Raw genomic sequence first — 14,515 nt, forward strand, 5'->3', positions numbered from 1 at the left:
GCTACCGCCGTGGTGAAGCGGCAAACACACGTAGAGTGGCGGCCCGGGGTTGATCCCTCATCTGGCACGGCGTCACTCATCGAGGCCCGTCCTGATTTTTTGTGCTGCGCCGCAACTCGACTAGGCCCCGACTTGGCCCAGCGAAGACTCAGTGAAGAGGCGGCGAAACAGCCATCGGGCAGGCCAGTGCGCGCCCGTGAAGTAACGCGGGTAGGGTCAAATGATCGCAATATGCCCTAAACCGGTCTGCCGGTTCGGGTTGGAGAGACCACTAACCGCTGCGGTTGTGCTGGTCGTAATTGTGCAGGAGTAGCTGACGTGTCCACCGTTTCGGAAGCGGACCGCCCCGGCGGGGGTGAGGCGGGTAACCAGGGAGCAGCAGGCCCAGGCCCGATCACCGAACAGGAGATCTTCTCGAGCCACGAGGGGGGCAAGCTTTCAGTAGAAATCACAGCGCCGCTCGATAGCCAGCGCGCGCTTTCTATCGCTTACACGCCGGGCGTCGCACAGGTTTCCCGCGCAATCGCCGCTGACGAGACTCTGGCTGCTCGGTACACGTGGACCAGCCGGCTCGTGGTGGTGGTCAGCGATGGCAGCGCTGTGCTTGGTCTCGGCGACATCGGGCCCAAAGCGTCTTTGCCGGTGATGGAAGGCAAAGCGGCGCTATTCAAGTCTTTCGCAGGACTCAACTCGATTCCGCTTGTTCTCGACACGAAGGATCCCGACGAAATCGTCGAGACGCTGGTCCGTTTGCGCCCCTCGTTCGGCGCGGTCAACCTCGAGGACATCTCAGCGCCACGATGCTTCGAGATCGAGCAGCGAGTGATCGAGGCGCTCGATTGCCCGGTCATGCACGATGACCAGCATGGAACCGCCATTGTCGTGCTTGCCGCGCTGACGGGCGCAGCGCGAGCACTCGGCCGTGAGCTTGCGCCCATGCGTATTGTCATCGCGGGCGCGGGAGCAGCCGGCGTCGCATGCGCGAACATCCTGCTCGCAGCCGGAATCAACGACGTAATCGTGGTGGACTCAAAAGGCATCGTCGAGCCGGGGCGTTCAGACCTCAACGGGGTAAAACAGGATCTCGCGGCGCGGACGAATCCAACTGGCCGCAGGGGCGGAGTCGCAGAAGCGCTCGATGGTGCAGACGTGTTTCTCGGTGTGTCAGCCGGAAAAGTTCCCGAGCCGCTCATTGCGACTATGGCACCGAATTCGATCGTCTTCGCGCTGTCGAACCCTGATCCGGAGATTCACCCCGAAATCGCTCGAAAGTACGCGGCCGTTGTTGCAACTGGACGCAGCGACTACCCGAACCAGATCAACAACGTGCTCGCATTCCCGGGCGTGTTCAAGGGTGCACTCGATACAGGTGCGCGGCGAATCACTGAAAAGATGAAAATCGCTGCGGCAGAGGCGATTCTGTCAGTTCTCGGTGATGAACTCTCGGCGGAGAAGATCGTGCCGAGCCCACTTGATCCACGTGTAGCTCCAGCGGTAGCAGAGGCTGTCGCACGTGTGGCCAAAGAAGAGGGCGTCGCGTAACAGAAGAAAAATCGTGGAGCCTTTTTCCCTCGTGCAGAGGGAAAAAGGCTCCACGATTAGTTTGTGCTGACCGTCAGACTGCGGACTGTCCGGCCTTCTTCATCACGCGGCCAGCCGTTGCGGCGAAGATCCGCTGATAGCCCGAGCCGGTTGCCCGCTGGAAAAGATCCAGTGCGCGTGCATCAAGCCCGATCAGGCAGCGTGCGCGATTGCGGCGAACGTCAGTGAGAATTCGCTGGGCCGCCGCTTCCGGACTAGTGCGGGCGAGGTGCTTGTCGAAGAACTCGCCGAGAGACGAGGCGTCGGTACCTTCCGCAGCCGTCGCGGTACGCGCGATTGCGGTCTTGATGCCCCCGGGGTGAACGCATGTCACCTTGACGGGATGGCCGTTGGTGATCATCTCCATCCGCAGCGCCTCAGTGAAACCACGCACTGCGAACTTCGCGGCGTTGTATGCCGACTGCGACGGAATGGCGACGAGACCAAACAAACTCGAGATGTTCACGACGTGTCCGTCACCCGACGCAATCAGGTGTGGGAGGAAAGCCTTCGTACCATTCACCACGCCCCAGAAATCGACGTCCATGATGCGCTCGATGTCTTTGAACTCGCTGACTTCCACGTCACCGGTGAACGCAATACCCGCATTATTGAAGATCAGGTTCACCTTGCCGAAATGTGCAGCGACTTCGTCCGCGTATGCGAGGACCGCTTCGCGCTCAGCAACGTTGAGGGCCGCGGTGTGCACCTCGGCGCCAAGCGCGCGCGCCGCCTGTGCGGTCTCATCGAGGCCGATCGTGTTGACGTCGGAAAGGGCGAGCCTTGCGCCCTCCTTGGCAAGCTGCAGAGCGAGGGCGCGTCCGATACCGGATCCGGCGCCAGTGATGACGGCGACCTTTCCTTGGAACTTGGTCATCGGCGGGCCTTCTTTCCGGTAGAGGTAGCTTCGACAGGCTCGCTGTCAGCAGGGGTGGCGGTCGGGTCTGGGTTTTCGGCCATGACGGTGATGCCGTAGTTTTCCGCATCAAACTTCTTAAGCATGTTGCGGAAGGAGAACGTGAAACCTGGCCAGAGCGTGGTGTTGTTCCCGTGCTTGTCGAGGTACCAGCTCGCGCAGCCGCCGGTCATCCACACGGTGGGCGCCAGTTGCGCCTGCAACTCGCTGTTGAATGCGGCTTGAGCTTCCTTGTGGACCTCGAATGTCGCGATGTTGTCGCGCTCGATTGTCTTGAGTGCGTCGACAACGTAGTTGAGCTGCGATTCGATCATGAAAACCATGGAGGTGTGACCGAGGCCCGTATTAGGCCCGACAAGGAAGAAGAGGTTCGGGAATCCCGCTACGGTAGTGCCCTTGTATCCCTGCATGCCGGACTCGTCAAAGACCTCGGCGAGGGAGCGGCCCTCGCGGCCGTAGATGCCTTTGAACGTCGGGGAGTCGGTGACATGGAAACCAGTGGCGATGATCAGTGCATCGATTTCACGCTCGGTTCCATCCGCGGTCACGATGGAGTTCTCACGGACCTCCGTGATCCCGTCGGTGACCAGATCAACGTTGTCCCGGTCGAGAGCAGGGTAGTAGGCGTTCGAGATCAGCATCCGCTTGCAGCCGATGCGGAAGTCGGGTGTGACCTTCTTGCGTAGCTCGGGGTCGCGGATCTGCGCGAAGATCATGCCTTGGGCGAGAGCTTGGAGCCCCGCCATGAGTTTCGGTGCCTTTGCGAGACCCACAACCTGGGTTTCACGCGCAGCGTATACACCGGCGCGGGCGAGGCGCTGCAGACCTGGAATATTGCGGAATGCCCACCGCTCGATACCGAAATAGGGCCGGTCGAAACGGGGCAGCACCCACGGCGCTGTCCGCTGATAAACATCGAGCTGTGCGACTTCGGGAGCTATCGAAGGCACGATCTGGATTGCGGAAGCGCCGGTGCCGATGATTGCGACGCGCTTGCCCTTAAGGTCTGACGAATGATCCCAGCGTGCAGAGTGGAACATCTGCCCGGTGAAAGATTCGATGCCCGGGATGGCGGGGAGTGCAGGTTCGCACAAGGCTCCGACACCGGAGACTAAGAACCGCGCGGTGACGCGCCCCGCTGAGGTTTCGATAACCCACTGGCCAGATGCGGTGTCCCAGCGTGCCTCTTGTACCTCACAGCCGAAAAGGTGGTTCTCGACGACGCCAGCGTCCTCGGCGACCTTGCGAAGGTATGCCTGGATCTCGGGCTGGCGGGAGAACGACCGGGACCAGTCACCCAGTGCGAATGAGTAGGAGTACAGCTGCGAGGGGACGTCGCAGGCGGCACCAGGATAGGTGTTGTCACGCCACGTGCCGCCGACTTCGCTGCCACGCTCTAGGACGACGAAGGAGTGGGTACCGAGCTCCTTCAGTTTGATTGCTGCGCCAAGGCCGGAGAAGCCGCTGCCGATCACGGCAACGTCGACATGGCGCGCAGCGGTTTTTGTACCCGAATCTTCAGACCTCACTGTCATGCCAATGACGATAGCCCGCTACTGAGTATGAGTCAATAGCCTTGCTGAATTCCGGTCAATAACTACAATGGGTGACTATGGCAGGTTCAAAACGCACACGACTATCGCCTGAGCAACGGCGCGCACAGCTCATTGAGCTGGGCATGGACCTGCTGGCACGCAAGCCGATCGAGGAAATTTCGGTCGAGGACATCGCCGACGAAGCCGGTGTTTCCAAGGGGTTACTCTTCCACTACTTCGGATCGAAACTCGAGTTCCAGGCTGCACTTGTCCGAAACGCTGGGGAACAGCTCGTGGCCGCGACCGCGCCGGACCTCTCCCTAGCTCCCGTCGATGCTCTGCGCGGTTCGCTTAACCGGTACATCGATTTTGTCGAGCAAGCTCCAAACCTCTATGTTTCGATGTTGCGTGGCGCGTTGAGCGACGTACCTGGAATGTCAGGGGCAGTCGAAAAGTCCCGCGGGCAGATCGCCGGCCGAATACTGACCATCATGCCCGCGCTTGGGATTGAGCACAGCCCACTGCTCGACTTCGCGGTCCGCGGCTGGATCGCGCTCGTCGAGGAGACCGTCATTCGATGGCTGCACGAGCGCACCGTCAACCGTGAAGAGATTCTGGAACTGCTTACGGGCGCACTGCCCGGCGTCGTACTCGCGCCGATGCTGGGCAGCCACGAGGTGCTGGAACAATTCTTCCCAGGATTTTCCGGTGCGATGGAGCCACCCGTTCCGGACGCCGCCGCCGGATAACCCACCGTGACACAGTTAGAGCCGGGCGATAGCATCGCCCGGCTCTACCTGTCTGTCGGCTACTCGAATGCAGTATCGATGAGGTGCTGCTGCTCCACCGCGTGAACCTTGCTGGAACCCGAGGACGGTGCAGACATCGACCGGCGCGAAACTCTTCTGAGCTTCGGGAAAACGTCGGGAAGAACCTCGGGCAGGTTCAGGCCGAAGAAAGGCCACGCACCCTGGTTCGCAGGCTCTTCCTGGACCCACCGGAACTCTTTGACATTGGGGTAGTTGGCAATCGCCTCACGCAAACGGTGCCGCGGAACCGGGTAGAGCTGCTCGATCCGGATCACCGCGACATCCTCACGGTTTTCCTTCTTCTGATGGGCCGCAAGCTCGTAGTACAGCTTTCCGCTGCATAGCAGAATCTTGGTGACCTTCGACCGCCGCTCTTCTGACTCACCAGCCAGCGTGGGATCGTCGATAACACTGCGGAACTTGCCTGTCGTGAAGTCCTCGACGGGGCTCACAACAGCCTTGTTGCGCAGCATCGACTTCGGTGTGAAGACCACCAGCGGACGGTGCACGCCAGCCTTCGCGTGGCGACGCAGCAGGTGGAAATAGTTCGCTGGGGTCGATGGCACCGACACGGTCATCGAACCTTCGGCGCACAGCTGCAGGAACCGCTCGATTCGGCCAGAGGTGTGGTCCGGGCCCTGACCTTCGTGGCCATGCGGCAAGAGCAGTACGACGTTCGAGAGCTGCCCCCATTTCGCTTCACCAGATGAAATGAATTCGTCAATGATCGTCTGTGCGCCATTGACGAAGTCCCCGAACTGGCCTTCCCACAGCACAAGTGCCTGTGGGTTTCCGACGGAATAGCCATACTCGAAGCCGAGACCGGCGAACTCCGTAAGAGCAGAGTCATACACCATGAACTTGCCCTCGCCGTCATCGGCGAGCGTCGTAATTGGGCAGTACTCAGATTCGGTCTTGCGGTCGATGATCACGGAATGGCGCTGAGTGAACGTTCCGCGCCGAGTGTCCTGTCCTGTCAGACGGACAGTCCGCCCTTCGGCGACGAGGGATCCGAACGCGATCAGCTCACCGAACGCCCAGTCGATGTTGCCCTTTCGGGTCATTTCGTGTCGTCGCTCGTACACGGGCTTGACACGGGGGTGCGGGGTGAAACCCTCGGGCATGTTCAGATGAGCATCGCCGATCCGCTCGACGACCTCTTCGTCAATAGAGGTCTGAACGTTCGTGGGTAGCACCTGGTCCTCTTCGACCGATGGGCTGGGTGCCGGTGGATACTTCTCGAGCTCGCGAACCTCATTGAAGACGCGTTCGAGTTGCCCTTGGTAGTCGCGGAGCGCATCCTCGGCCTCTTTGAGCGAGATGTCGCCACGTCCGATGAGAGCCTCGGTGTACGTTTTGCGGACGCTACGCTTCGTGTCGATCAGGTCGTACATTCTCGGCTGCGTCATTGACGGGTCGTCGCCCTCGTTGTGACCGCGACGGCGATAGCAGATGAGATCGATCACGACGTCTTTGTTGAACTTCTGGCGGAAGTCCACTGCGAGCTGTGCCACCCAGACGCATGCTTCAGGATCATCACCGTTGACGTGGAAGATCGGCGCGCCGATCATCTTCGCCACATCGGTGCAGTATTCGCTCGATCGCGAGTGCTCGGGCCGTGTGGTGAAGCCAACCTGGTTGTTGACGACAATGTGAACGGTTCCGCCGGTGCGGTAGCCCCGCAGCATCGCGAGGTTGAGTGTCTCCGCTACGACGCCCTGGCCAGCGAAGGCAGCGTCGCCATGCAGCAGGAGCGGCACAACGGAGAAGCCTTCCTCGCCCTTGTCGAGCAGGTCCTGTTTTGCCCGGACGAGACCTTCAAGAACCGGGTTGACGGCTTCGAGGTGGGACGGATTCGCTGTCAGCGACACTGTGATGTCGTTGTCGCCGAACATCTGGATGTAGGTGCCACTCGCGCCGAGGTGGTATTTCACGTCACCTGAACCGTGCGCCTGCGACGGGTTCATATTGCCTTCGAACTCGGTGAAGATCTTCGAGTACGGTTTCCCGACGATGTTCGCCAGCACATTGAGGCGACCGCGGTGCGGCATACCGACGACGACCTCGTCGAGCGCATAGTCCGCGGAACGGTCAATGACGGCGTCCATCATCGGGATGACCGACTCAGCGCCCTCCAGCGAGAATCGCTTCTGGCCTACGTACTTAGTCTGCAGGAATGTCTCGAACGCTTCGGCTGCGTTGAGCTTCGACAGAATGTACTTCTGTTCAGCGACTGGCGGCTTCTGGTGCTTCACCTCGACGCGCTCCTGCAGCCACTGGAGCTGCTCTGGCTCGAGGATGTGCATGTACTCGACGCCGATCTTGCGGCAGTACGAATCGCGCAGCACACCAAGCACATCGCGCAGCTTCATCCGCTCGCGGCCTGCGAATCCACCGACGGTGAACTCTCGGTCGAGATCCCACAAGGTCAGGCCGTGCGTCTTGACGTTCAGGTCTGGGTGGCTCGAGAGCGACTCGACGTTGTAGCGCAGGGGATCGGTGTCGGCCATCAGGTGGCCACGGTGCCTATATGCAGCAATCAGCTGTAGAACGCGGGTGTTCTTGTCGATCGCCCCAGGCGGGATATCCCGGCTCCAGCGGATCGGCTCGTAGGGGATTCCAAGCGCGGTGAAGATCTCGTCGTAGAACTCGTCAGACAGGATCAGCGTATGAATCTTGCGCAGGAACTCGCCGGATTCAGCACCCTGGATGATGCGGTGATCGTAAGTCGACGTCAGTGTCATCAACTTGCCGACACCGAATTCTGCGATCTTTTCCTCGCTAGCGCCCTGGAACTCAGCGGGATACTCCATCGCGCCTGCGCCAATGATCGCGCCCTGGCCTTGCATTAGCCGTGGCACAGAGTGAACGGTGCCGATCGTGCCGGGGTTCGTCAGGGAGATCGTCACTCCCTGGAAGTCTTCGGCGGTGAGCTTGCCATCACGAGCGCGACGGACCAGGTCCTCGTATGCGTGCCAGAACTGAAGGAAGTTCATCGACTCGCACTTCTTGATGGCCGCGACCACAAGGGTTCGACTCCCGTCCTTGCCGGGCAGATCGATCGCCAATCCGAGGTTGGTGTGTGGCGGGGTGACAAGATTCGGCTTCCCGTCGACCTCTGCGTAGTGGCGGTTGATGCTCGGGTAGTTCTTGACCGCCTGGACGATGGCGTACCCGAGAAGATGGGTGAAAGAAATCTTGCCGCCACGGGTACGGGCGAGATGGTTGTTGATCACCAGGCGGTTGTCGATCATTGCCTTGGCAGGTACAGCACGCACACTCGTGGCGGTCGGGACGGTGAGCGACGTATTCATGTTTCGCGCAACCGTCGCGGCAACGCCGCGCAGCACCTTGGACTCTGCGGTCTTCGGTTCTGAGGAAGAAGTCTGTGACGCTGCCTTGGGCGCAGGCTTTGACGCCGCGGTTTTTGAGTCGGCGGTTTTTGAGTCGGCGGACTTGCTTGACGTACCTTTGCCGGCGGCAGGCTTGCTGGCGGGCTTGGCGGGGGCGGATTTCGTTGCTGCTTTGCTTGTGGCGGCAGCAGATTGTGAACTCGACGAAGTCGTCGTCTTCTTTGATTGCGAGCTATTCTCTCCGGGCTTGTAGTCCTTGAGGATGTCGTGCCATGCGGGATCCACGGACGAGGGGTCGTCCTTGTATCGCTGGTACATCTCTTCGACCAACCACTCGTTCTGTCCGAACTGTGAAAGTGAACTGCTGGTCACGGCCGTTCTCGCCTCGTTTCCCTCTCGATCACCGACTTGGCGCCTCCCATGTAGAGGCTAGTCCCTCGCCGGAGTGTGTACCTGTTTGGCACGCTAGTCCCTCAGTGCTACGGGATGGTTACCGACTCCCCGATCGCATTGTCGTCTGACGGTGAGGTCTCCGGGGCGCGATTGAGCGGATTCCCACAGATTGGCATAGGTTCCACCGCACCTCCGCAGTTCCTCATGTGTGCCAGCTTCGACGATTGCGCCGCGGTCAACTACAAGTATGCGGTCTGCGCGTGCGGCGGTTTCCAGCCGGTGTGCGACAACGACCGATGTCCGGGTTGACAGAAGCCGTTCGCTCGCCCGCAATACAAGATTCTCTGTCGCAGGATCGAGGGAAGCTGTGGCTTCATCGAGGAGCATGAGATCGGGTGAGGCGAGCGCTGCCCGCGCAAGCGCGATGAGTTGGCGCTCGCCGGACGAGAGCCCGCGGCCCCCTTCGCCGATGGGTTCATGCATGCCATGCGGCAATCGCGAAATCATGTCGATCGCACCGACTTCTGCTGCCGCGTGCTCGATGGCGGCACGGGGCGCGTCCGGACGGGCGAATGCAATATTGCTTGCGACATCACCAGTAAAAAGGTGTGGTTCCTGCGGAACAATTCCAATCTTGCCCCGATATTCGCTAAGAGCGAACTCTCGGATGTCACGTCCGTCGGCCCGGACCGCCCCAGCAGTCGGGTCGTAAAACCGGGCAAGCAGCTTGACGAGCGTGGATTTGCCCGCTCCAGTGGGTCCGACCAGTGCAGTCGTTGTTCCCGCGGGGAGATTGACGCTGACGCTGTGCAGTACGGGCTGACCTGCACCGTCGTAGGTGAACGCAACGTCTTCGAAGGAGAAGTCGCCCTGCGTGCTAGTTCCGATGGCACGCTCACGTCCGGGCGGTACGGCACTAACAGATTCGCGCGTCTGGAGTAGGTCTGCGATGCGTCGCAAACCTACTCGGGCCTGCTGGTATCCGTCGAAAACTTGGGAGAGCTGCTGAATAGGGGTGAACAAGAGTCCCAAATAGAGCACGAACGCAACTAGGACTCCCGGTGATGTCGTGCCGTCGGCGATCCGATAGGCCCCCACGAACAGCACCACAGCCAGTGCGAGGTCGCTGAGGAGAGCTATCCCGGGAAAGTACACCGCGATTGCGCGCTGCGCCCGCATGCGGCTCCGGCGGTAACGTTCGGCCCGGTGCGAGAAGCGCTGCGCGGCGTGCTCCTCGCGGTTGTACGCCTGCGAAGTACGCAGCCCCGCGATGTTTTCCTGGAAGTCCGCATTCACAACGGAGATCCGCTCGCGAGCCTGGGTGTATGCCGCACTCGAGATGCGCCGGAAGACGACAGTGGCGGCAATGAGTAGCGGAAGCACCAAGAGCGCGATTCCAGCAAGTGTGAGATCTGTCACAAGAAGGGCGGTTGAGACGCCGAACAGCATGAGTACGCTCACAACTGCTGTGGCGAGGCCCGTTTGCAAGAAGGACGACAACGCGTCGATATCTGTCGTCATGCGCGTCATGATGCGGCCAGACTGCTCGCGCTCGTAGTAGTCCATGCCGAGCCGCTGCAAGTGCGAATAGGTACGCACGCGAAGGTTGTAGAGCACTCGTTCGCCGGCACGGGCAGTGACAAGAATCATAATGCTCGCAGCGATCCAGCCCGTCGCGACAAGCGAAACTCCGGCGCCGACCGACCACCAGATCATTTCGGGACGCCCGTTGAGCACTCCGCTGTCGATCGCGATGCGGGCAGCTGTGGGAAGGAGCATTGTCGTTGCCGCGTCGACTGCGAGCAGTCCCACCGCGAGCGCGAGTAGCGCCCGGACTGGACGCAGAGTACGCGTGAGACGAAATTCCCGGTCTGGTTCGGGTCCCTCACCCTCATCAGGGGGTGGCGAATCACACACCTCGGGCAGTGCCGTGAGCGCGTCTACGAGTTCAGGTCGGGTTGCGGGGGTATTGGGTTGCGCAGAGTCAGGTGTGCGCGCCCATAGAGACGCAGGCTGATGCACGTGAAGGGGTGTATCTGTCGGCTGGAGCGTGGGGCGCGCAGCGGTGCTCTCGTTTTCGGAGAGATCGGTGGCCATCAGAGTCCGGAAGAGTTCGCACCGGGCAAGCAGCTCGTCCTCTGTGCCAACGTCGACCACACGACCGGCATCAAGTACGGCGATCCGGTCTGCCACGCGCAACGAGGACTTCCGATGTGCCACGGTAATCGTGGTCCGAGGCTGTGCTCCATTCCGGAGCCTCCCCAGAATCTTTGATTCGGTGACTGAATCAACTGCGCTCGTTGCATCATCGAGTACAAGCAGTCGGGGCCGGGCATACAGCGCCCTCGCGAGAGCGATGCGCTGCCTCTGACCGCCCGACAGGGTTAGCCCCCGCTCTCCGACGCGCGTGTCATATCCATCAGGCAGTGCCTCGATGAAATCACTCGCCTGCGCATGTTCTGCGGCCTCACGGATGGCCTCGAGCGCAGCGTCAGCCTCGCTCAGCGCGATGTTCGACGCGATCGTGTCTGAAAAGAGGAAGGGTTCGTCAAACGCCAGCGCGACGTGCTGGCGCAATTCAGCCGTCCGGATGTCCTCCACGCTCACGCGGCCCGAGTCGCTGTAGAGCTCAATCGATCCGGTCTCGGGTGCGTAGAACCGCGGAATGAGCTGAGCCAAAGCGGATTTGCCCGAGCCCGGGCGACCTACGATCGCTAGGCACTCGCCAGGACGAACGCGCAGCGACAACCCAGACAACACGCGACTCTCGGAGCTGAACCCGAAGTTCACGTCCCGGAACTCGATACCGAGTGCACCCGCGGGGACCTCGCGGGGGTGATGCGGGTCGGCGAGGTGAGGCTCAGTGTCGATCAAGTCGAAGACTCGCTCAACTGCTGCGCGCGACAGTTGCGCCGTGACGATCAGTCCGGACAACAGTCGGGCAATCCCCGTCATCGCGGTGAGGTAGGCGGCGAAGGCGAGAAATGTGCCAATCGTGATGGTCCCGCGGAAAGCCAGGACACCGCCAGCAGCGATGACGCATACCAAACCAAGCTGAGGGATGGTGGACATCGTGGGGGTGAAGCGTGCGTTGATGCGCGCCGCGCGCATGCGTTCCCCATACAGCTTCCGGCCGAGGCTGCGGAGTACCTGAACCATGCGCTGCTCTTGACCGAAGCCTTTGACGATCCGGACCCCGGTGACGGTTTCCTCAACGTGCTGAGCGACGTCCGCGCCGCTCTGCTGAGCGGCCCATGTGGCTGCGTACAGCCGCTGACGGTAGTGGCGCACAGTCAGCCAGATTGCCGGTGCCACTGCGACGACAGCCAGGGTGAGCGGAATCGACAAATAAGCCATCGCGCCGAGAGAAAGGAGGAACTGCAAAACGGCGCCCGCGGACAACGGTGCCATCGCAAGCAGCCCCTGGAGCTGCTGGAGATCGCTGATAGACCGGGAAACAACCTGACCGGTGCTGAGCTCGTCTTGTTTCTTGCCATCAAGCCGCTGCATCGTTGAAAGCAGTTCGAGTCGCAAATCGTGCTGGACGTCGAGCGATAACTTCCCGGCAAGCATCCGTCGCAGGAACTGTCCACCGAATCGAACGACGGCCATGGCAGCGAGTGCCAATGCCGCGATGCCGACTACTGCTGTGTTTCCGGCCATCGCCTCATCGACAACCAATTTGGTGATGAGCGGGACCGCAACTTCGATAGCCGTGGCGATGAACGTAGCCCCGAGCGCACCTGCGACCAGCCGGGGATGCCGCAAGCACTGAGCGATGAGACGCCGCAGCCACCCCGTCGGTGCCGGTGGACTCGATTGTTCGTGCATTGTCATTCGACGCTACTCGTGGCTACTGACAAAAACGCAATCGTCAGATGACTGCAGGCGGCGCCTCATCTGGCCGGACCGGGGGTGGAGCGGTGCCATCGCCAAAGGGGCGGCCGCCGAGTTCGTCACGGTGGTGGGCGGTGAGCAATGAGTGCAGTGCCGGGCCTCGCGGCACGATTCTCGTGGGATTGATGTCCGTGTGAACGATGTAGTAGTGGTCCTTGATTTGTCCGAAATCAATGGTGTCACCAAAACCGGATGTCTGGTAAAGGTCCCGAGTGTACGCCCAGAGCGCCGGGTACTCGGCGAGCTTCTTTCCGTTGCATTTGAAGTGACCGTGATACACGGCATCAAAGCGGATGAGGGTGGTGAACAGCCGGACGTCCGCCTCTGTGATGGTCTCGCCGACAAGGAAGCGCTGGTCTGAGAGTCGGGATTCGAGCCAGTCCAGACGGTCGAACAATCGGGCATATGCTTTGTTGTACGACTCCTGACTCCCGGCAAAGCCACACCTGTACACGCCGTTATTGACGTCCCGGAATACGAGCTCCATCACCTCGTCGATCTCGTCACGGTGCGGCTCGGGGTAAAGGTCAGGGGCACCTGGCCGGTGATACTCCCGCCATTCACTGGAGAAGTCGATCGTCATCTGGGGAAAATCGTTCGTGACGACTTGGCCCGTCGGCACATCCACCATCGCGGGCACCGTGATCCCGCGGTCGTATTCAGGGAACCTGGCGAAGTAAGCGTTCTGCAGACGCGGGATGCCAAGGACGGGGTCGACACCACCAGGATCGAGGTCGAACGTCCAGCTTCGCGCATCGTGTACCGGACCGCAGAGGCCTAGCGAGAAGGCGTCTTCGAGCCCAAGAAGCCGCCGAACGATTACCGCGCGGTTTGCCCACGGGCACGCACGAGCGGCCACGAGGCGGTAACGGCCAGGCTCCACAGGGAAGCCGTCGCGACCGTCCTGGGTGATGCGCGTGGCGATATAGCGCATGTCACGGGTGAATTCCTTGCCGGTCTCGACGTAACTTCCGAGGCGGTCGTTCTCGCTCATCACAACCCTCAATTGTTGACGACTAAACCACTTACACTCTACTCGTGCGGTTCGTGCCGTCCCCAAACACCGCGCGTATTCGCCCGTGCACCCGAGATTCGTTCACCGAGGTGACGAATTGATGATGGGACTCTGCGGGCGCTCCCCGTCGGCCCCAAAGCGCTGGTCTTGGCTGCGAAGAGACATACGGGTTGCCGACAACGGTCGTCCGCACAACTGAAGGCTCGGCGAGGATCGCTGCTGCGACACCATCGTGAGCGGTAAATATCGGTTCCGTACTGGCGTAATAATCGGTGCAGTACTGGACGTACTTTCCATGAATCGCGCGGAGTAGCCCGGGTACTGGCTCCGAGGCCCCATCCGCGGCCCCGTCGGCAAGAAATTCTGCGGCAGAAAATCGAAACAGTCCGGTGACGTTCATTCCTGCCCAAACGAAGCAACCTGGGGCGGCGGCCACCTGGGCCGCCGCATCGGGGGCACGCAATGTGTTGGTGTCTCCCTTGTCGAGGAACTGCGGGTAGCGGACTCTGACAGCCGTGACCTCGTCGTCGAGTCCCATCCCGCCGGAAACGACGACGCTGTGGAAGTTGCGCAGCGCGTTGCCGTCAAGATCCAGCGCACACGCTAGGTTGGTCAGCGGACCGAGTGCGAGTAGCGAGACATCGCCCGCCCGGCTCGCACCGATCCGGGCGATGAACGCGCCAGCGGTACTCTGGCTGCTGTTCTGAGCAAGAGGTGCTGCGCTGGAAGTCGCCAGCGCTCCGGACCGCACGTCGCCAAATCCGTCTCGCCCGTGCGGAGAAGGCGGCAAGTTCTGCAAGCCGGGGCGCCCCACCGCGATGGGGATGTCGCGGACTCCCGCGCATTCGAGTACACGACCGACATTGATCGCGGCCTGCTCCGCTGAGCAGTTTCCGTCTGTCGTACTTATGCCGACAACCTCAATCTGTGGATCGGAGAGCAGCAACGCCAGCGCTACCGCGTCGTCGACCCCAGCGTCAGTGTCGACAAGCACGGGGCGGCGTTCCACAAGTGGG

At 61.2% G+C, this 14,515-nt stretch carries 8 protein-coding genes; 2 read left to right on the top strand and 6 right to left on the bottom strand.

Features of this window, described 5'->3' with window-relative positions; translation table 11 throughout:
* The first annotated feature begins 393 nt into the window (after positions 1-393).
* The gene (locus FHU29_RS02740) at positions 394-1,542 is read left to right on the top strand and encodes an NAD(P)-dependent malic enzyme (protein ID WP_064439854.1); all 1,149 of its coding nucleotides are present in this window, start codon (positions 394-396) and stop codon (positions 1,540-1,542) included.
* 73 nt (positions 1,543-1,615) lie between these two features.
* Here the strand turns inward: FHU29_RS02740 and FHU29_RS02745 are convergent, their stop codons facing one another.
* Together FHU29_RS02745 and FHU29_RS02750 are read right to left on the bottom strand one after the other, a co-directional pair.
* The gene (locus FHU29_RS02745) at positions 1,616-2,458 is read right to left on the bottom strand and encodes an SDR family NAD(P)-dependent oxidoreductase (protein WP_064439751.1); all 843 of its coding nucleotides are present in this window, start codon (positions 2,456-2,458) and stop codon (positions 1,616-1,618) included.
* Positions 2,455-4,032 (bottom strand): flavin-containing monooxygenase, encoded by a 1,578-nt coding sequence (locus FHU29_RS02750; protein ID WP_064439752.1) that lies wholly within the window; start codon positions 4,030-4,032, stop codon positions 2,455-2,457. The genes FHU29_RS02745 and FHU29_RS02750 overlap by 4 nt, the downstream gene beginning before the upstream one ends.
* A gap of 77 nt (positions 4,033-4,109) precedes the next feature.
* On the opposite strand from FHU29_RS02750, the gene FHU29_RS02755 reads away from it, so the two are divergent.
* A complete protein-coding gene (locus tag FHU29_RS02755) occupies positions 4,110-4,781 on the top strand; it encodes a TetR/AcrR family transcriptional regulator (RefSeq protein ID WP_232322926.1) in 672 nt (223 codons plus the stop codon).
* Positions 4,782-4,840: 59 nt separating this feature from the next.
* Here the strand turns inward: FHU29_RS02755 and FHU29_RS02760 are convergent, their stop codons facing one another.
* From FHU29_RS02760 to FHU29_RS02775, 4 genes are all read right to left on the bottom strand, one after another.
* Entirely contained in the window at positions 4,841-8,566 is a 3,726-nt protein-coding gene (locus FHU29_RS02760; RefSeq protein WP_064439754.1) for a multifunctional oxoglutarate decarboxylase/oxoglutarate dehydrogenase thiamine pyrophosphate-binding subunit/dihydrolipoyllysine-residue succinyltransferase subunit, read from the bottom strand.
* 93 nt (positions 8,567-8,659) lie between these two features.
* Positions 8,660-12,418 carry an ABC transporter ATP-binding protein gene (locus tag FHU29_RS02765; RefSeq protein WP_064439855.1) on the bottom strand — a complete coding sequence of 1,253 codons (3,759 nt, stop codon included), beginning with the start codon at positions 12,416-12,418 and terminating at the stop codon, positions 8,660-8,662.
* Positions 12,419-12,461: 43 nt separating this feature from the next.
* Positions 12,462-13,478: a glutathione S-transferase family protein gene (locus FHU29_RS02770; protein WP_064439755.1), complete on the bottom strand. Its 1,017-nt coding sequence runs from the start codon at positions 13,476-13,478 to the stop codon at positions 12,462-12,464.
* 31 nt (positions 13,479-13,509) lie between these two features.
* Entirely contained in the window at positions 13,510-14,508 is a 999-nt protein-coding gene (locus tag FHU29_RS02775; protein WP_064439756.1) for a nucleoside hydrolase, read from the bottom strand.
* Positions 14,509-14,515: the final 7 nt, after the last annotated feature.

The sequence above is a fragment of the Hoyosella altamirensis genome, assembly GCF_014191505.1.
GTDB classification, from domain to species: domain Bacteria; phylum Actinomycetota; class Actinomycetes; order Mycobacteriales; family Mycobacteriaceae; genus Hoyosella; species Hoyosella altamirensis.

Bases quoted from the DNA above. Each gene is read 5' to 3' on its own strand.
- FHU29_RS02770 (WP_064439755.1), bottom strand. From the start codon at position 13,478: ATGAGCGAGAACGACCGCCTCGGAAGTTACGTCGAGACCGGCAAGGAA.
- FHU29_RS02765 (WP_064439855.1), bottom strand. From the start codon at position 12,418: ATGCACGAACAATCGAGTCCACCGGCACCGACGGGGTGGCTGCGGCGT.
- FHU29_RS02745 (WP_064439751.1), bottom strand. From the start codon at position 2,458: ATGACCAAGTTCCAAGGAAAGGTCGCCGTCATCACTGGCGCCGGATCC.
- FHU29_RS02750 (WP_064439752.1), bottom strand. From the start codon at position 4,032: ATGACAGTGAGGTCTGAAGATTCGGGTACAAAAACCGCTGCGCGCCAT.
- FHU29_RS02755 (WP_232322926.1), top strand. From the start codon at position 4,110: ATGGCAGGTTCAAAACGCACACGACTATCGCCTGAGCAACGGCGCGCA.